Origin of the sequence: Rhodococcus sp. NPDC057135 (genome assembly GCF_042670865.1) — a bacterium.
GTDB lineage: Bacteria > Actinomycetota > Actinomycetes > Mycobacteriales > Mycobacteriaceae > Rhodococcus_F.
The window spans coordinates 351,296-368,466 of sequence record NZ_JBHUUU010000005.1 but is presented as its reverse complement, the minus strand read 5'-3'; the positions used below and the strand labels follow the sequence as shown (position 1 = coordinate 368,466).

19 protein-coding genes are annotated in these 17,171 nt (G+C 63.2%); 9 read left to right on the top strand and 10 right to left on the bottom strand.

Annotation, left to right across the window (positions count from 1 at the left end; translation table 11 throughout):
* Positions 1-53 precede the first annotated feature (53 nt).
* A complete protein-coding gene (locus ACFT1A_RS12565) occupies positions 54-1,259 on the bottom strand; it encodes an iron-containing alcohol dehydrogenase (RefSeq protein ID WP_378447225.1) in 1,206 nt (401 codons plus the stop codon).
* 447 nt (positions 1,260-1,706) lie between these two features.
* Between ACFT1A_RS12565 and ACFT1A_RS12560 the strand changes: the two genes are divergently transcribed.
* Together ACFT1A_RS12560 and ACFT1A_RS12555 are read left to right on the top strand one after the other, a co-directional pair.
* Entirely contained in the window at positions 1,707-2,069 is a 363-nt protein-coding gene (locus ACFT1A_RS12560; RefSeq protein WP_378447224.1) for an RNHCP domain-containing protein, read from the top strand.
* Between the two features lie 15 nt (positions 2,070-2,084).
* The gene (locus ACFT1A_RS12555) at positions 2,085-2,504 is read left to right on the top strand and encodes an RNHCP domain-containing protein (protein WP_378447223.1); all 420 of its coding nucleotides are present in this window, start codon (positions 2,085-2,087) and stop codon (positions 2,502-2,504) included.
* Here ACFT1A_RS12555 and ACFT1A_RS12550 read toward each other — a convergent pair.
* The 4 genes from ACFT1A_RS12550 to mdo form a co-directional block, all read right to left on the bottom strand.
* Entirely contained in the window at positions 2,493-2,840 is a 348-nt protein-coding gene (locus tag ACFT1A_RS12550) for a hypothetical protein (protein WP_378447222.1), read from the bottom strand. The genes ACFT1A_RS12555 and ACFT1A_RS12550 overlap by 12 nt on opposite strands.
* 56 nt (positions 2,841-2,896) lie before the next feature.
* Positions 2,897-4,420, bottom strand: a complete 1,524-nt coding sequence (locus tag ACFT1A_RS12545; RefSeq protein ID WP_378447221.1) for a VWA domain-containing protein — start codon at positions 4,418-4,420, stop codon at positions 2,897-2,899.
* Positions 4,417-5,499 (bottom strand): AAA family ATPase, encoded by a 1,083-nt coding sequence (locus ACFT1A_RS12540; protein ID WP_378447220.1) that lies wholly within the window; start codon positions 5,497-5,499, stop codon positions 4,417-4,419. The genes ACFT1A_RS12545 and ACFT1A_RS12540 overlap by 4 nt, the downstream gene beginning before the upstream one ends.
* An 85-nt stretch (positions 5,500-5,584) precedes the next feature.
* The gene (gene mdo / locus ACFT1A_RS12535) at positions 5,585-6,859 is read right to left on the bottom strand and encodes an NDMA-dependent methanol dehydrogenase (protein WP_003942095.1); all 1,275 of its coding nucleotides are present in this window, start codon (positions 6,857-6,859) and stop codon (positions 5,585-5,587) included.
* Between the two features lie 361 nt (positions 6,860-7,220).
* Here mdo and ACFT1A_RS12530 point away from each other — a divergent pair, with 361 nt between their 5' ends.
* Positions 7,221-8,276 (top strand): 2Fe-2S iron-sulfur cluster-binding protein, encoded by a 1,056-nt coding sequence (locus tag ACFT1A_RS12530; protein ID WP_378447219.1) that lies wholly within the window; start codon positions 7,221-7,223, stop codon positions 8,274-8,276.
* Here the strand turns inward: ACFT1A_RS12530 and ACFT1A_RS12525 are convergent.
* Both ACFT1A_RS12525 and ACFT1A_RS12520 read right to left on the bottom strand, forming a co-directional pair.
* Complete coding sequence (locus ACFT1A_RS12525; RefSeq protein ID WP_378447218.1) at positions 8,248-9,564, bottom strand: glycosyltransferase 87 family protein; 1,317 nt, start codon at positions 9,562-9,564, stop codon at positions 8,248-8,250. The two genes, ACFT1A_RS12530 and ACFT1A_RS12525, sit on opposite strands and share 29 nt — an antisense overlap.
* 38 nt (positions 9,565-9,602) lie before the next feature.
* Complete coding sequence (locus ACFT1A_RS12520; protein ID WP_378447217.1) at positions 9,603-10,340, bottom strand: DNA alkylation repair protein; 738 nt, start codon at positions 10,338-10,340, stop codon at positions 9,603-9,605.
* A gap of 359 nt (positions 10,341-10,699) precedes the next feature.
* On the opposite strand from ACFT1A_RS12520, the gene ACFT1A_RS12515 reads away from it, so the two are divergent.
* Positions 10,700-11,068 carry an SPW repeat protein gene (locus ACFT1A_RS12515; RefSeq protein ID WP_019744276.1) on the top strand — a complete coding sequence of 123 codons (369 nt, stop codon included), beginning with the start codon at positions 10,700-10,702 and terminating at the stop codon, positions 11,066-11,068.
* Positions 11,069-11,105: 37 nt separating this feature from the next.
* Here ACFT1A_RS12515 and ACFT1A_RS12510 read toward each other — a convergent pair whose 3' ends face one another.
* Both ACFT1A_RS12510 and ACFT1A_RS12505 read right to left on the bottom strand, forming a co-directional pair.
* On the bottom strand, positions 11,106-11,870 hold the full coding sequence (locus ACFT1A_RS12510) for a glutamate racemase (RefSeq protein ID WP_378447216.1): 765 nt from the start codon (positions 11,868-11,870) through the stop codon (positions 11,106-11,108).
* Positions 11,871-11,912: 42 nt separating this feature from the next.
* The gene (locus ACFT1A_RS12505) at positions 11,913-13,091 is read right to left on the bottom strand and encodes an NAD(P)/FAD-dependent oxidoreductase (protein ID WP_378447215.1); all 1,179 of its coding nucleotides are present in this window, start codon (positions 13,089-13,091) and stop codon (positions 11,913-11,915) included.
* 184 nt (positions 13,092-13,275) lie between these two features.
* On the opposite strand from ACFT1A_RS12505, the gene ACFT1A_RS12500 reads away from it, so the two are divergent.
* The 5 genes from ACFT1A_RS12500 to ACFT1A_RS12480 are packed head-to-tail and all read left to right on the top strand — an operon-like array spanning position 13,276 to position 15,837.
* Positions 13,276-13,743, top strand: a complete 468-nt coding sequence (locus ACFT1A_RS12500) for an Asp23/Gls24 family envelope stress response protein (protein ID WP_003941912.1) — start codon at positions 13,276-13,278, stop codon at positions 13,741-13,743.
* Positions 13,740-14,117: a hypothetical protein gene (locus ACFT1A_RS12495; RefSeq protein ID WP_378447214.1), complete on the top strand. Its 378-nt coding sequence runs from the start codon at positions 13,740-13,742 to the stop codon at positions 14,115-14,117. Before ACFT1A_RS12500 ends, ACFT1A_RS12495 begins: the two co-directional genes overlap by 4 nt.
* A 1-nt stretch (position 14,118) precedes the next feature.
* Positions 14,119-14,298: a hypothetical protein gene (locus ACFT1A_RS12490; protein WP_003942043.1), complete on the top strand. Its 180-nt coding sequence runs from the start codon at positions 14,119-14,121 to the stop codon at positions 14,296-14,298.
* Positions 14,291-15,277 (top strand): DUF6286 domain-containing protein, encoded by a 987-nt coding sequence (locus ACFT1A_RS12485; protein WP_378447213.1) that lies wholly within the window; start codon positions 14,291-14,293, stop codon positions 15,275-15,277. The genes ACFT1A_RS12490 and ACFT1A_RS12485 overlap by 8 nt, the downstream gene beginning before the upstream one ends.
* Positions 15,274-15,837 carry a hypothetical protein gene (locus ACFT1A_RS12480; RefSeq protein ID WP_378447212.1) on the top strand — a complete coding sequence of 188 codons (564 nt, stop codon included), beginning with the start codon at positions 15,274-15,276 and terminating at the stop codon, positions 15,835-15,837. Before ACFT1A_RS12485 ends, ACFT1A_RS12480 begins: the two co-directional genes overlap by 4 nt.
* Before the next feature lie 93 nt (positions 15,838-15,930).
* Here the strand turns inward: ACFT1A_RS12480 and tuf are convergent, their stop codons facing one another.
* The gene (gene tuf, locus ACFT1A_RS12475; RefSeq protein WP_019744283.1) at positions 15,931-17,121 is read right to left on the bottom strand and encodes an elongation factor Tu; all 1,191 of its coding nucleotides are present in this window, start codon (positions 17,119-17,121) and stop codon (positions 15,931-15,933) included.
* Between the last annotated feature and the right edge of the window lie 50 nt (positions 17,122-17,171).

Genomic DNA, 17,171 nt, shown 5'->3' with positions numbered 1-17,171 from the left:
CCACCACTTCACAGCGTGCCTCTTCACAGCGTCCATCTTCACAGCGCCCATCTTCACAAGGCACCTCTGAACAACGCCACCATCTGCTCCTGCGTCGCTTCCCGGGGATTGGTGGACATGCAGGCGTCGAGCAAGGCGAAACTGGCGAGCCTACTCAGGTCTTCCTCTCGAACACCCAACTCCCCCAGCCCCTTCGGCACGCCGACCTCACGCGCGAGCCGTTCGACCCGATCGGCTACCGCCAGCGCTGCTTCCTCCGGGGTGCCGTGCTGCTCGGGAAGACTCAGTGCCGCAGCGATGGCAACAAAGGGGGCAGCGTCCGTCGTGGAATTGAACCGGATGACGTGGGGCAACAGAATTCCGTTGATGACGCCGTGCGGCAGGTCGAGCATGCCGCCCACCTGATGGCTCATCGCGTGCGCGGCGCCGAGTATCGCGTTGGTGAACGCCAACCCGGCCTCGAGGCTCGCCTGCGCCATCACCGACCGCGCTTCCATCTCCATCGGATCCTGGATCGTGTGCACCAGATTCTCGGTCACCAGCCCGACAGCGCGGAGCGCGTGATGATCGGTCAACGGATTGTGCGCCAGCGAGACGAAGGCTTCGATACCGTGCGTCAGCGCATCCAATCCCGTTGCAGCATTGAGCCACTCGGGCATCGTCGTGAGCAACCGCGGATCGATGACCGTCACATCGGGGACCAGAGCCCGGCCGATGATGGTGATCTTGGTGCCGCGGGTCGTGTCCGTGACGATGCAGAACTGCGACACGTCCGCGCCGGTGCCGGACGTGGTGGGAACCATCACCAACGGCGGGATCGGTTTTGTCGCCTGATCTACACCCTCGTAGTCGAGTATGTTGCCGCCGTTGGCAGCGAGGACTGCCACACCTTTTGCCGCGTCGATGACGGAACCGCCGCCGAGCGCGATGATGACGTCGCACTCGCCTTCCTGGTACACCTCGAATCCGGCCGCGATCTCGAAGTCCTTGGGGTTGGGCGTCAGCCCTGACCACACCGTCGCGGTCAACCCCTGCTCGGTGAGATGGCCTTCGAGTTCGCTGACCCATCCGGCGTCGATCAGACCGGGATCGGTGACCAGGAACGGTCGGAACCCGCCGAACCTCAGAGTCGCGTGTGCTGCCTCGACCAGGGAACCGATGCCGAAGACGATCTCGGGGGCGTGAAATTTGACCAGTCGAGCAGCAGTACCGCGGCGATGAACACCGTGGTTCACAGCATCCGGATAAGCCACGGACACGACCCCACTCTCCTCTCGCTGCTCTGAGATCTCCGCTCGGGATTTCGCATCCGTCGCTCCCAGTGCATCAGCTCTCACGTGCACCAACTGGTGTGATCCACCTTACAATCGCTGGCCCCGAGCCTACGCGGACGGCAGTCGGGGCACACCCGCCGAAGGAGAGGCACTTACCTACCCATTCGGGCAGGTAAACGTCTCCGGAAAATGGATGGCGCGGCGACCAGGTCCCGTTGTACTTTCGGTTTCGGCCAGAGCGGCCGGTAGTACTGATCCAGAAGGTGTTTATGACCCAGCCCGCGCCGAGCGCGCCTCTCGCCCCTGCTCTGTCCGCAATCCTCGAGATCACCTGCTGATCCGCGGAACCTGATTCCACACGACGGACTGACAGCCGCGAGGCCCCCTCGGCCTGCTCCTACCTGCTTTGTTCACTCAGCTAGGAGTTCTCCAGTGCCTCGATCACACAATTCCATCTCGAATACCGACACCTTCTCCTGCGTTCAGTGCGGGCTCACCGTCGTGACGCACGGCCCCGACGGCGATCGCCGAAACCATTGCCCCAGTTGCCTGCATTCCCGACACCTGTTCGACCAGGTGGAAGGTGGGCCGTCAGACTGCGGAATGCGGATGGCCCCCATTTCCATCGCGGTGCTGCGTAGTGGCGATTGGATGATCATCCACCGCTGCGCACAATGCTTCGAACTCACCTCCAACCCCGTCAGCCGAGACGACAACCAGTTGTTGTTGATGAGGATGGCAGTGCGGCCACTCGCGCAACCGCCCTTCCCGCTCGAAGCCTTCGGCGACTTGTGAGGGGTGGGAACGCAGATGCCACGTAGGAATCCCAGCACCCGCTCGCGGCGGGCACCGCAACGCACCAAGCATGTACTGCACGGAATCGGCGGCGAGCCAGGATCAAGTTTCCGTTGTCTCACATGCCGTTTGGATATCCCCACCGCGGCCCCGGGCACCGCCCATCGGAACCACTGCCCGAACTGTCTGGCAAGCCGACACGTCGATGGACGTATTCCCGGCGACCGAGCACAACAGTGCAGAGGCGCAATGGCGGCGCTGTCCCTGTCGGTACGGCAAGACGGTGAATGGATGCTCGTTCACCAGTGCGTCGAGTGCAATACGTTGAAAGTCAACAGGATCGCCGGCGACGACAACGCCTTGGTCCTGCTGCGATTGGCGCTACGTCCGTTGGCGGACCCTCGCCTGGGCTCGCGAGCGTTGCTAGCGCTCTGATGATTCGTCAGGTGTAATCGCGCGGTTCTGCGCGCGATTCCACCGGACGAACACCACGAACACGATCCCGGCGAGCAAGCCGACCACTGTCGGTCCGATGACCAATCCCGAGTACAACCACGGGGCAGGTTCAGCCGGAAAGAGGTCCATGAATATGGGTCCGGTGAATGTCGGTTCGGAAAACGGCTCCCGATAGGATCCGTCGGTGAGAATATGCGGTGACGCCAACGACTTCCACCACCACTGAAACACGCCGAGTGCGACGAGCCCGCATACGGCTCCGAGCACTGTCAGCGCCGCTATCGGTCGCCAGATCGATCCCCTGATTTCGGACATGAGATCAAACTAGCTCACGACGGATCACGCAGTGACATCGGTGAATTGCAGTGACGTCAGCGAAGTGCGTGCCCCAGTTCAGCGGCCTTTGCCATCAGTTGCGCGGCATCTCGGGCAACAACAACCTCGTCGCAGATCTCCGAGTACTCCGGCATCGCGCACGACGCCTGATTCCAGTAACGCTGTGGTTCCGGCGTGATCCAAGCCAGACGGTGGACCTTTCGGCGGAGTTCCTCGAGCTTGTCCGCCTGCGGGGGCAACCCGTTGCACCGACCGTCGCCCACGATGATGACAGACGTCCGCGAGTTCAAGGTGTTTCCGTGCTCGTCCAACAATTCTGTGAGCACCCGCCCGTAATCGCTGCTGGCTTCCAGATCCAGACCCGGGTGCGCGAGTACCGCTGCCAGTGCACCGTCACCACTACTGGCGAGAAGGGTGTCGGTCACGTCGACCGGACGATCGACGAATGCGAGTACTTCGCAACGATCTGCCCGGCGATGCATTGCCTGAGCCAAGCGCAGAGTGAACGCGGTGATGGGGCGCACGGACAGCGACACGTCGGCAATGAGAAGAAGTCGAACACGATCGGGGCGAGGAGCTTTCACGACCAGATGGAAGGGTATTCCGTCGGTACGCAGGCTCGAACGGACCGTGCGGCGCATGTCGAGATGCCCACGAGAGCGCTCACGGGGGCGCGGCCTGGACGGACCTCTCATCCGCCGAAGCACCTCGTGGCACGCGAGTTCGATGTCGTTGTGCGTTGCACCGGCAGCAGATTCGCTGTCCGGCGCATCGGGAGCGGATTCGGCGAGCGCAGCGGCCGAGAGCGCTTGCACAAACGCTTCGACTGCCTCGACGAGCCGATTCAATTGCGCCTGCGTCAACGGCCCGTCGTCGGAGACGTCCGCGTACGCCTTGCTCGGGTCGTATGCGTCCAGCCACGCCAGGATCGACGTCGGATCGTCCCACGACAACGAACCGACCACTGCTGCAGCCACACTGGTGCTGAGGTCACCGACCACCGCCGAGGCTGCACGGTCCACGTCGACCGTGTAACTGACCCCGCGTCGACCGGTCTCCGAACCGGTATCGACCGACAGTTCGGCGTCACTCGACGTCATCGACACATCGTCGTCGTCCTTGTGCGGGTTGAAGCCCTTCTCCGCCTCCGGAGTGTCGAAGTAGTCGCCTACCTCGGCCGCACGCTCGTTGTACTCGGCGTACCGACCAACTTCTTGATCCTCGTCGATCCCGAGCGCGGTGGGCAGACCGTCCGCCACCTCGGCTCGCGATGCCATCCGCTCGGCGTGTGCTTTGCCTGCGGCCGGCCGGAACAGCGCATCGAACGCCCGCTCGAATCCGGCCTGCTCGTGAGAGTACTTGGCGCACACTGCCCGGAGACACGCTCGCAACGTCTCGCGATCCGAGGCGCCGACCATCGCGAGGACACGCCGAACCTCGATGACCTCGGCCGGTGACGCGGAAACTCCGGCCGCCCTCAGCAATCGGCCGAAGCTCGCGGACACCACGTCGAGAACAAACGACGGCTGCCACACGGCGAGGCCACCGAGCGTCGTCATCGCGTCGAACGGATTCCGCTGCCGCCGCGGATTCCCTCTTGATGGGGGTCGCGTCCGCCGGTTCCCCGGAACACGGCCGTCGTCGTGTTGGCGGGTTTGCTTGCCACAGTGGCTCGCTCGATCGGCTCGCCACCGTCTCGCGACGGAGATTCGAGAAGCTTTCCGTCGAATCGCTCCTTGGCCAGCGTCACGTCGGACGAGTACTTGAGCAACGCCGTCAGCAAGATGTCGCGCACCTTGGCGTCGGAAGCGGTGTCGAATCCGCTGGCCGCGAGCACTGTTGCCGCCCTGGCCGCGTCGATGACCTCCGAGATGGACGGGCTCTTGCGCAGCGGGAGATCACGCAGGATGCGAGCCAATTCGACAACCTCGGTGGCCGTGACCGCATCTACCTCCGGTGCTCGGGCCGTGACGATCTCGCGTTCACGCTCCGACGTCGGATAGCCGAGATGGTAATGCAGACAACGCCGCTTGAGAGCCGGCGAGAGTTCGCGAGTGTCGTTGGACGTCAAGATGACCCAGGGCTGCGATCGGGCCACGAACGTGCCGACCTCGGGGATGGTGATCTGCTGTTCGGCAAGGATCTCCAGTAGCAACGCTTCCATCGATTCCTCGGTGCGGTCCACCTCGTCGACCAGGAGCACCACCGGTTCGGGTGAGAGGATCGCTTCGAGCAGCGGCCGCACGGACAAGAAGTTCTCGGAGTACAGCCCGAAATCCTGATCGGCCAGAAACTTCGACGCTTCGGCGACGCTGTCGAACTCGGAAACCTGATCGCTGATCCGGTCGCGGAGCATCTGCACGTGCAGGAGTTGCTTCGCGTAGTCCCATTCGTACAGGGCGCGATTGTCGTCCAGCCCTTCGTAGCACTGCAATCGCACCAGTTTGCGGCCCCCGATCGCAGCCAGAGACTTCGCCAGTTCCGTCTTGCCGACACCGGCCGGCCCTTCGAGCAGGAGCGGACGCCCCAGCGCCGTCGCCAGATGAACGACTACCGCGAACTCGTCATCGGCAATGTAGTCCTGCTCTCGCAGAGCATCTTTCACTTCGATTCCGCTGGAGAAACTGCGACCGGACATGGAATACCTTTCATGGGGGGCAAGCCCCTGTGCGCGCTCGAGGAGTCTCTGGACTCCCTAAGCGCGCACGGGGCCGGAGGCCCTGCTAGAAGTACGACTTGTTGATCGCGTGATCGACAACCGGGATCATCGACTCCACGGTGACCTCACGGGGGTTACCCGGGGTGCACCAGTCGTCCTGAATGTGCTCGGAGATGGCGCGCACAGTCTTCTCGTCACCCTTGATGACATCACCACGACCCTCGTACTTCTTGGTGTTCATCTGGTTCTTCGCGTACGAATCGGTGCGTACCTGACCGAAGTTGTCGGGGATACCGACGTCCTTGGCCAGACGGATGGCAGCCTCGACGGCAGCATCTGCAGCCTGAACCGTGGTGAGGTTGCGAGTGTCGACGCCGAGAGCGCCGGCCAACTGGGCGTAGCGCTCGTAGCGCGAAGGCAGGTTGTACTCCCACACGCGCGGCAACGCGATGGCGTTGTTCAAACCGTGGTGGCTGTCGAAGAAGGCACTGACCGCGTGTGAGATCGAGTGAACGATGCCGAGTCCGCCGGAGTTGAAGGCCTGTCCGGCGATGTACTGCGCGTTCATCATTCCCTCGCGAGCCTTGAGGTTACGCGGCTCGAAGACAGCCTCGCGCAGGTTCTTCGCGACCAACTCGACCGAGTAGATCGCGTTACCGAGCGAGGGCGCGAAATCGAGACGAGACACGAAAGGCTCACTGCCGTGCGCGAGTACGTCGAAGCCGCAGTACGCGGTGAAGTGCTGAGGGCAGGTGTAGTAGAGCAGCGGGTCGTCGATCGCCAGGGTGACGATGGTCGCCTCGTCGAAGCCGACCCACTTGTGCGGGTTGTTCATGTCCGACGTGTCGGTGATGACATATGCCCACGACGTCTCGGAACCCGTACCGGCCGTGGTGGATACGGCGATGTGCGGCGGGTTCTCCTTGTTGGTGGACTTGGCGAAGCCCTCGAACTCGTTGATGTTGCGACCGTCGTGTGCGATCACGACGCGAGCACCCTTGGCGGCGTCGTGGCTCGAACCACCACCGATCGAGATGATCGAGTCGCACTTCTCCTTCTGGTAGAGAGCCGCGGCCTCCATGACGTTGTAGTCCTTGGGATTTGACTCGACCTTGTCGTAGAGCACGACCTCGACACCCTGGTACTCGATCTTGCCGACCAGTTCCTCGATGATGCCCGAACCGCGCAGACCGGTCGTCATCAGAAGGGTGCGCTTGAAGCCGAGGTTCTTGGCCTCCACACCGATGATGTCGTGAGCGCCCACACCCATCAGGGCGCGTGGGAAGGGGTGGAACTCCTTGATGGGAAAGTCCCAGATCTGGTTGAGCTCGATAGCCATCGGTATCTCCTCGGGGATGTGCACGAATGTGACTGCGGGAGGGATTCGAGCCGATTCTTTGTGACCGGCGTCTCACCTGGTTTCCACTGTGTACCGACAAACAGCCCGTGCACAGGCTTCGGCAGCTCAACCGCCCGGACGCCGCCCGCGAACCGCCCGTTCGGGCAGGTCGACCCCGCCCCGGACTGCCAGGACGGCCCGATCAGACCGAGGTGGTTCCCGCTGATCGGGAACGTGTTGCTCGGCGACTACGATCCCCAGTAGCTTTTCATCACTGCTAACATTGAACTAGAACACGTTCTAGATGTTGCACTTCACTGACCTGCGCTTTACCCAGCTTCACGAGAGGACTAGCTTCGCGATGACGACAGTCGAGGTACCGCACAGCTCGCGATCGGCGGTACTCACCGTGTCCGGAGTCATCGAAGAGACTTCCGACGCCCGGTCGCTGGTGTTCGAAATTCCCGCAGAACTGAAGGACAAGTTCGACTACAAGCCCGGTCAATTCCTGACCCTGCGCATCCCGAGCGATCAGACCGGCTCGGTCGCGCGCTGCTACTCCCTGGCCAGTTCGCCCTTCACCGACGACGCCCCCAAGGTGACCGTCAAGCGAACCGTCGACGGCTACGGCTCCAACTGGCTGTGCGACAAGCTCCAGGTCGGCGACACCATCGAAGTGCTGCCGCCGTCAGGTGTCTTCACGCCCAAGTCGCTCGATCACGACTTCCTGCTCTTCGGTGCGGGCAGCGGGATCACTCCGGTGATCTCGATCCTCAAGTCCGCCCTCACGCAGGGCAGCGGCAATGTCGTGCTGATCTACGCGAATCGCGACGAGAAGTCCGTCATCTTCGGCGCCGAACTTCGCGAGTTGGCAGCGCAACACCCCGGCCGCCTCACCGTGGTCCACTGGATCGAAACCGTGCAGGGACTCCCCGCCGTCTCGCAGTTGGCGACTCTGGCCAAGCCATTTGTCTCGTACGAAGCCTTCATGTGCGGCCCCGGCCCCTTCATGGACGCCGTCCACAAGGCACTGGCAGAGGCCGGCATGCCCCGCACCCAGGTTCACGCCGAGGTCTTCAATTCACTCGCCGGCGACCCGTTCCGTGACGTCGAGGTAGCCGAGGTCTCCGACGAGGAAGCAGCCGACGCCGCGACTGTCGAGGTCGAACTGGACGGTGAAACCCACACCCTCGTCTGGCCGCGCAAGCAGACGCTCGTCGACATCATGCTCGCCAAGGGCCTCGACGTACCGTATTCCTGCCAGGAAGGTGAGTGCGGCTCGTGTGCCTGCACCGTCACCGAAGGCGAAGTTCAGATGGACAATTCCGAAATCCTCGACGCCGAGGACGTGGCGAACGGTTACATCCTCGGTTGCCAGGCAAAGCCGATCACCGATCACCTGAAGATCGAGTTCTAAGCCCTGCTTCCACGCATGACGGCCCCTGATTCCCTGCGGAATCGGGGGCTTTGTCATGTTCCGAGTCATCTCCTGAGCCGTCTGATCCATACTCCGAAACCCACTCCGGCGCCGTTGTGGGCAACCGCCACAGCGCGAAGATCAGTACCACGGTCACGATCAGGAAACCCTCACGAAGGACCAACCCCAACGGCAGCAGGAGCGGCGACGTCTCGATGAACTGCTGCCCCATACTCGGCCCGCAGTAGACGATCGCCAACCCCAGTGCTGCGGCACCGAACTGCAGGGGCGATCGAAGCCGAAAGAGAACCGTGACTGCAGCGGGCACGAGATACACCCAGTGGTGTATCCAGCTGATCGGCGACAGGATCGGCGCACTCAATCCGATCACCAACGCCGCATCGACCGCACGCCCGACGCGATAGACATCTCGGGCGACCCAGAGCGCTGCCGCCGCGCACAGCACGGTCAACGGCATCGTCAGCGCCGCCGTCCAGGTGCCCAGGGCCGCAAGTCCGCCCTGCAGCGAACTGTTGCCGGCACTCGCGATCGCCTGCCCGCTCAAGTCCACCCGATCGCTGAGATTCCAGACGACGTCAGACCAGAAGGTCCAGCTGACGGCCGGGTCGACCAGTGCTGCGGCGGCCGTTGACACGGCAAATCCGATCGAACTCCAGATCGCGAGCCGCCACTGCTTCGTGACGACGAAGTAGACGACGAACAGAGCGGGCGTCAGCTTGATCGCAGCCGCGACGCCGATCAGAAGTCCTCGCGGGATCCATCGGCCGAATCTCGAATCCTCCCGGCGGGTCACGTCGAACAGGACGAGCACCATCAGCACCAGGTTCACCTGGCCGAAGGAGATGTGTGCACTGACGATGGGCGTCACCGACACGGCCAGGACCAATGCCGCCATGACCAGGGGCCGCTTCGGGACGCGCGCGGGAGTGAACCTTGCGACCGTCCACACGACGGCCGCGATGCACAACCCCGACCACAGCAGATAGGCAGTCCACCAGTCGAAGAGAACAGTCGGCCAGAGGAAGATCACCGCGAACGGGGTGTAGGTGAACGGCATGCCCTCGTCGACGATCAACGGGCCGACAAGATTGCTCTCGTAGATGTTCGAGCCTGCGGCAAATGCCTGGGCGGCATAGCGGTAGACGAGAAAATCAACGGGTTCGACGGCTCGAACGGAGTACACGAGATAACACAGAGCTGCGACGCCGGCAGCGATCAGTGAACCGATCGTCACAATTCGAGACGCCTCGACACGGGTGGCGGGCATACCGAGAATCGTCCCACAACCTACCGAGCGGTAGTCGTCTAGCGGGCTGCCCGGAAGTGCGCTCGCTCGTCTGCGGTCAAGTGCTCACACGCGTAGCTCAGCGCCGTGCGTCCCATGTTTGCGGCATTCTCCTCGAGGAACCCGGTCAACAGATCCCGATCCACCCGTTTGCCGACCTCCCGCAGCATCCACCCCATGGCTTTCTGAGTGAGGTCCCGTCGATCACCCAGCACCTGGGCGGCAAGTTCGAGCGTGGTCGACGCGTCACCGCGCGTGATGAAGCCGTACGTCGTCAACAGCGCAACCCGCCGTCGCCACAGGTCACCCGAATCGGAAAGCTCGAAGATCGGCCGGCGATCTCGGTCGTACAGCCAGCCGCCGAGAACCTGTCCGGCCGACGAATCCACGAGATCCCAATTGTTCACCCGCCCGTCCTCGACAGCGGTGAGATAGAAGTCGGCGATGCGGGTGCGACTCTCGTCGTCGAAAAATTTTGGGCGACTGACTTTTTCGAATTGAGCGACCAGGATCAGCAGCCCGGCCAACCGGTGCTCGTGAACGTCGCTGTCGAGAAGGAGGCGTATCTGAGGCAACGCGAGGCCCACATGCTTCTTCACCACCGAACGCGTCTTCGGCACTCGCACTCCGATGAAGACGTCACCCTCGCCGTACTCCCCCGGCCCCGTCTTGAAGAACCGCTGAAGGTGGACGGCATCGGCGGGATCCGCGAGATCGGCCAACTGCTCGATCACGTCCTGGGCACTCAATTGCGTCACCCCAGAACCTTCTCACGGGTCGCCTGTGCTGACTCTTCGATTCTCAGCGTCCTCACACCGTGTGCCCTGCTCGGCCACAGGTCGGCAGACGACACTCGAGGACAGTCAGTGAAAGGACCACCCATGATCACCGCCGCTATCGCATTCACCACCCTCACCCTCATGGCACTCTCGGGACATATCGCGGCAAGCGCGCCGCGCGGGCTCGTGGCAATCCGGACGAATGGTCACAAATCTTGATATTCACCCCTCCACACAGACCCTAACTGCAACGCGAATGCAATTGGCGGAGAGTTGATCTCGATCTGCCGCGGGCGTGTACTACAGGTGGACACACTCTCGTCTTTGGAGGTCTCGTCATGAAGTCGTGGAATCGAATGCAAGATGCCGTCGCGGTGGTTCTCGGCGTCTTTGCGGCTCTCTCGCCGATGTGGCTCGACACCACCGATCGGGCAATGTGGTCACTCGTCGTCCTGGGTGTCCTGGTTGCACTGTCGGGTCTGGCGCACATGGCACGTCCGGACATGGCCATGGCGGATTACGCGATGGGCGTTTTCGGCGTCTTGATGTTCATTTCACCCTGGGTCATGAACTTCGACGCTTTGCGCGGTGCGTCGTGGACAGCCTGGGTGGTCGGGGTCCTGACAGTTGTGGTCGCGGTGAGTGCGATGCCGGTGATGAGTGCGCGGATGCATCACGGGGGTCACGGCGGCGTAGCTGCCCATTGACACGGCGGCGTAGCTGCCCAGTGACAGAGCCGTTGGATCAGGCTTTGATCGCGCCCAACAATCGCCCGGCGTCGAAGGCTTCGGCGCTGGGCGGTAGCGCGCCCGGCCGCCCGCTCACAAATACCTCGACGGTTCCCGATCCCACGCCCGCGGCGCCGAGCCCGTCGATCCGCCGCAAAGTCTGTCGTGCAACGGCTTCCGCGCTGTCGAAGAGTGTGACGCCGGCCGGCAACCGTGCTGCGATTTCGTCGGCGAGCAGTGGGTAGTGGGTGCACCCGAGGACCACGCCGCTGACGTCGTCCGGCGTACGGGCAACCGCGGAATCGATGGCAGCAAGTGCGGCTGCGCGATCACCGAGATCTATCGAATCGGCCAGGCCGTGGCACGGCACCCCGACGACCTTGGCGCCGTTACCGAACTGCTCGATCAGATCGGCTTGGTACCGGCTGGCAGTTGTAGCGGCGGTCGCCCAGATCGCCACCGAATCGCACGCGGCGGCAGCGGGCTTGATCGCGGGCACGGTTCCGATGACGGGCACTTGCGGTCCGACGAGTTCGCGGACGTGCGGCAGCGCTGTGACGCTGGCGGTATTGCAAGGAAGGACGATGACCTGAGCTCCACGATCGAGGCTCCGCCGCACCGCACCGAGGACCCGGTCGATGACCCACGGTTCTGGCTTGGGCCCCCAGGGGGCGCCGTCCGGATCCAGGGACAGCACCAGATCGAGATCCGGGCGCAGGCGTCTGAGCCACGCAGAGGTAGGGAGCAGGCCCAGTCCCGAGTCGATGAGTGCAACGATCACCGCACAAATCTATCGTCTCGGAACCGGACCTGCCTCATTCGTTCAGGCTGGTGTGGACTCCAACACGTCCGAGATGGGCGTGCCGGCCGCGATCTTTGCACGCATCTTCATCACGGCTCCCGCGCTACCTCCGCCGACGACAGCGGCCAACACACCGTCGCGCTCGTAGTAGGCGACGAACTTGCGGCCGTCGTCCTTGACGATGTGAACGGTGTCCGTGGGTGCGACGGTCCCCAGAGCCTGGATCTTGACGTCGTACTGATCGCTCCAGAAGTACGGAACCTGCGCCGGCGCATCCGGATCACCCGTGCCGGTGATCGCACCTGCCAGGATCTTGGCCTGGTCTCCCGCGTTGGTCCAGTGTTCGACACGCTTGCGTCGATCACCGATCTGCCAGGACGCGACGTCGCCGACCGCCCAGACGTGTTCGGTGCTGGTGCGGCCGACGCCGTCGCAGAGCACTCCGTTGTCGAGTTCGATCCCCGAACCGTCGAGCCAGCCCGTGACAGGCACCGAACCGACTCCGATCGCCACCACGTCGACCGGGATCTCCGAACCGTCGCTCAAGGTCGCGGCCGTAACCGCTCCCTCACCGGACAGCGAGGTCAAGCCGGTGCCGACGCGGACGTCGATGCCCTCGTTCCGGTGTAGACGTTCGACGAGAGCGCCGACGACAGGGCCCAGCACCGATGCCAGCGGTGTCGGTTGGGGTTCGAGCAGGACGACGTCGACGCCGTGAGACTTCATGCTCGCGGCCAGTTCACAACCGATGAAGCCGGCCCCGACGATCAGCGCGCGCTTGCCGGGAGCCAAGTCGGCGCGAAGGGCCAACGCCTCCTCGATGGAACGCAGAACGTGCACTCCGGTCAGCTCCGGAAGGCCGGCGATCCGACGCGGAGTCAGTCCGGTCGCGATGATCAACTCGTCGTAGTCCAGGGTGGATCCGTCGGCGAACGCCACGGACTTGGCAGCAGTGTCCACCGAAGTTGCCGCCGAACCGAGCTTGAGGTCCACCTTGTTCTCTACGTAGAACTCGGCCGGGCGCAGCGTTGTCTCGTCCTTGTCACCACGGATCACTTCCTTCGACAACGGAGGCCTGTCGTAAGGCAGATGCGTTTCCCCACCGGCGAGCGTCAACTCGCCGTCGAAACCCGCTCGTCGTAGTTCCTCGACGGTCCGCAGTCCCGACAAACCCGCACCCACGATCACTATCCGTGCCACCACGTACCACCCTGTCCGACCCACGTCACTTGCAGCATCCACTATGAACGCCGTCACTATTTGCCTCCGACTCTGCCATACGAAATGCCGGAGTAGGTGTGGTGCATCCCGCATGGCCACCGACCAGTCACTACAGTTGTAAGTACTTCAGACGCACGCACTGACACATGAGCAGGGAGCCCCCATGACCAGCGATTCCAGTGAAAAGAACAGCGTCCGATTCGGCGCCGACGGTGGCGCGGAACTAGTCAGCACCCAGGGCAAGACGATCATCGCCGACGCCGTGGTCGCCAAGATCGCCGGTATCGCGACCCGCGAGATCAACGGTGTGTACGACGTCGGCGGGGGCACAGCGCGTGCGGTGGGGGCACTTCGCGACCGCATACCGGGCGCCCGCGTCAACCATGCCCAGGGCGTGGCGGTGGAGGTGGGCGAGAAACAAGCCGCCATCGACATCGGAATTGTCGCCGAGTACGGCGTCGCACTCCACGAACTGGCGGTAGGGATCCGCCGAAACGTCATTGCCGCAGTCGAAAGCATGACGGGTCTCGAGGTCACCGAGGTCAACATCACCGTCTTCGACGTCATGCTCTTCGAGGATGCAGAGAGCGGCGGCAGTACCGATCCGGAAGCCAAGCCGAGGGTTCAGTGAGTACCGCCGACGCCGGCCGCGAGATCGACGCGGCCGAGGTTGTCGCCGACGCCGTTCTTGCGATCCCGGAAGTGGCAGATTTGCACGGCGGGCAGTTCGGTGAGGTGGGAACCTACCTACCAGGGCGCCGAATCACCGGCGTCATCGTCGACGAAAACTCCTGTGCGGTACATATTTCCGTTCACTACCCGGCCGACGTTCGCAGCGTCGCCGAACGTGTCCGAGCTGTGGTGGCGCAGTTGGTCGACGTACCGGTCGACGTCACCGTCGGAGACCTGTCGACAGCGGGGTACCTGCCGGATATCTCCGAGAATGTAGTCACCGAGCCTTCCAGCGTCACCGACATTGCACCGAACATTCGAGAAGGGAACTGACATGAACAGCACCACCGTCGGACTGCTGGTCGGTCTGCTCCTCGCGCTCGCCGGAATCATGGGTGGATTCAGCGGATTCGTCTTCGCAGTCCTGCTCGGCGCCGCCGGTATGGCGATCGGAGCACACCGCGACGGACATCTCGATCTCGGCGCGATCCTTCGAAGCCGTGGCCGTGGCTGAGCCAGTTGATTCGAGCGCGGCAGACGATCCCGGCCTACGCGGTTCGCTGGTCATCAAGGACCGGGCGATGGCCAAGATCGCCACGGCCGCAGCGGTAAACGTCCCGGGAGTGGTCCGCCAGTCCGGCGGTTTGACCCGCTTGACCGGACGCGACCTTCCGCGAGCCGACATCTCGATGGGCAGCGACGCCGTCGCCATCAACCTCTTCCTCGCCGTGTCCTGGCCGTGTTCGGTCACCGAACTGACCGGGCGCGTGCGAGCGGAAGTCGGACGCAGCGTCGAGTCGCTGACCGGCCTGCCCCTCCATGACATGAACGTCATGATCGCGGCAACCGAGGGCACCGACGATTCTTGCGTTTCCGGCATCGAGATCGCGGAAGACCCTGCACAGGAGGCGCTCTCAGCTCCGATTCCACCCCGAGTTCCCTCCGCGAACCCGGCCGCCGCGGTCTCCGCCGTCGTCATCGCGTGCGGCCTACTCGCACTCGCGTTCGTGGTCTCCCGCGAATGGTTCATCAACCGTGGAACTTTCGAATCGGCACCCTGGATCCGAAACTCCGTGGAATGGACGTCACGTCTGCACTGGCAACCGTGGCTGCTTCCGGCGGCAATCGCTGCCGTCGTCGCGGGCGTGGTCCTGATCATGTCGGCGGCCAAACGCCGCGCTAAAACCCATGTCCCACTGGGCAACCCGAGTGCATCGACGGTATGGATGCGACCGACGGACATCGCACGTCTGTGCAGTAGCCACGCAGCGATCGTTCCCGGCGTCGGCTCGGCCCACACCAGCGTCGACCGCAAACACGTCAAAGTCCACGTCGAATCCACCGGTGGCGATCGCGCCCAACTTGCCGCGGCCGTCGAAGAAGCCGTTCGGCCTCACCTCGCGATACTGCAGCAGCCACTGCAACTTTCGGTGGTCGTGAGAGAAACCGCAGCACGACGAGAAGCCGCAGTCCGACGAAAGGACGCCTCGTGAACCGTTGGATCTCCGCGGTCGATCGGGCCATCGTCCTCATTGTCGGAATCGCACTCCTCGCGGCCGGCGCATACGCCATCGCGTGGGACGCGGGTGCCTCGCTGATTCGAACCTGGGTGTCACGCCTTGATCGGGAAGTCCTCTTCGGCCTTCCGGAGCAACCTTGGTGGCACTGGGTCCTCTCTGGCACCTTTGTTCTCTGCGTCGTCACCGGTATCGGGCTTTTGTACCTGAACCTTCGCCGCCGCCGAACGAGCGCAGTCACTTTGCGGCACAACGAATCCGGTACCGACGTCAGCGTGGACCTCGGACCGGTTGCCGACGGTGTAGCTGCCGAACTCGCCCAGCTGAGCGGCGTGCGAAGCACCAGAAGCAAAGCGACGATCGATCGCGGCCTGCCGACGCTGTCGATTGTCGTCAACGCAGACCCGGCGATCGACGTCGCCGGATTCACCGCTTCGGCCGAACGCATCGCCGGTGCAACCAGGCGAAGCCTCGACGGCTCACCCGTCGCGGTGCAGGTTCTGCTGCATCTCGACCGGGTCGAAGCCACCAAGTAGGTAAGAAGCAAACAAACACAGAAAAGGCGCTCACTCCCCGAAGGGAATGAGCGCCTTTTCTAGTGCTGTGAATCAGCTAGCGAGACAAGAGTCTCACTTGATGATCTTGGCAACCTTGCCGGCGCCGACCGTACGGCCGCCTTCGCGAATTGCGAAGCGCAGGCCCTCGTCCATGGCGACAGGCTGGATGAGCTTGACGGACATCTCGGTGTTGTCACCGGGCATGACCATCTCGGTGCCCTCAGGCAGCGTCACGACGCCCGTAACGTCCGTGGTACGGAAGTAGAACTGCGGGCGGTAGTTGTTGAAGAACGGGGTGTGGCGGCCGCCCTCGTCCTTCGACAGGATGTATGCCTGGCCCTCGAACTCCGTGTGGGGAGTCGTGGTGCCCGGCTTGACGACAACCTGTCCACGCTCGACATCTTCGCGCTTGATGCCACGAACGAGCAGTCCGACGTTGTCGCCGGCCTGGCCCGAGTCGAGCAGCTTGCGGAACATTTCGATACCCGTGACGGTGGTCTTGGTGGAGGTCTCCTTGATGCCGACGATCTCCACCTCCTCGTTCACGTTGACCGAGCCGCGCTCGATACGACCGGTGACAACGGTGCCACGGCCGGTGATCGTGAAGACATCCTCGACGGGCATGAGGAAGGGCTTGTCCGTCTCGCGGACCGGGTCCGGGATGGACTCGTCGACAGCAGCCATCAGGTCGAGAATGGACTGCGTCCACTTCGGGTCACCCTCGAGCGCCTTGAGTGCCGAGATCGGAATGACGGGGGCTTCCTCGTCGAATTCCTGAGCGGCCAGCAGTTCGCGGACCTCCATCTCGACGAGCTCGAGGATCTCGTCGTCATCAACCATGTCGGCCTTGTTCAGGGCGACGAGGATGTAAGGAACGCCGACCTGGCGAGCGAGCAGGACATGCTCGCGCGTCTGGGGCATCGGGCCATCGGTAGCTGCGACGACGAGGATAGCGCCGTCCATCTGAGCTGCGCCGGTGATCATGTTCTTGATGTAGTCGGCGTGACCCGGTGCATCGACGTGCGCGTAGTGGCGCTTTTCCGTCTGGTACTCAACATGCGAGATGTTGATCGTGATGCCACGAGCCTTTTCCTCGGGAGCCTTGTCGATCTGATCGAAGGCCGAAGCCTCGTTCAGGTCGGGGAATGCATCCGCGAGAACCTTGGTGATGGCCGCCGTCGTCGTGGTCTTGCCGTGGTCGACGTGACCAATGGTGCCGATGTTCACGTGCGGCTTCGTCCGCTCGAACTTCGCCTTCGCCACTTTGTGTCCTCCTGGACTGTTGTTGCTTGCCGTATGCAGCAGTGCGGTTG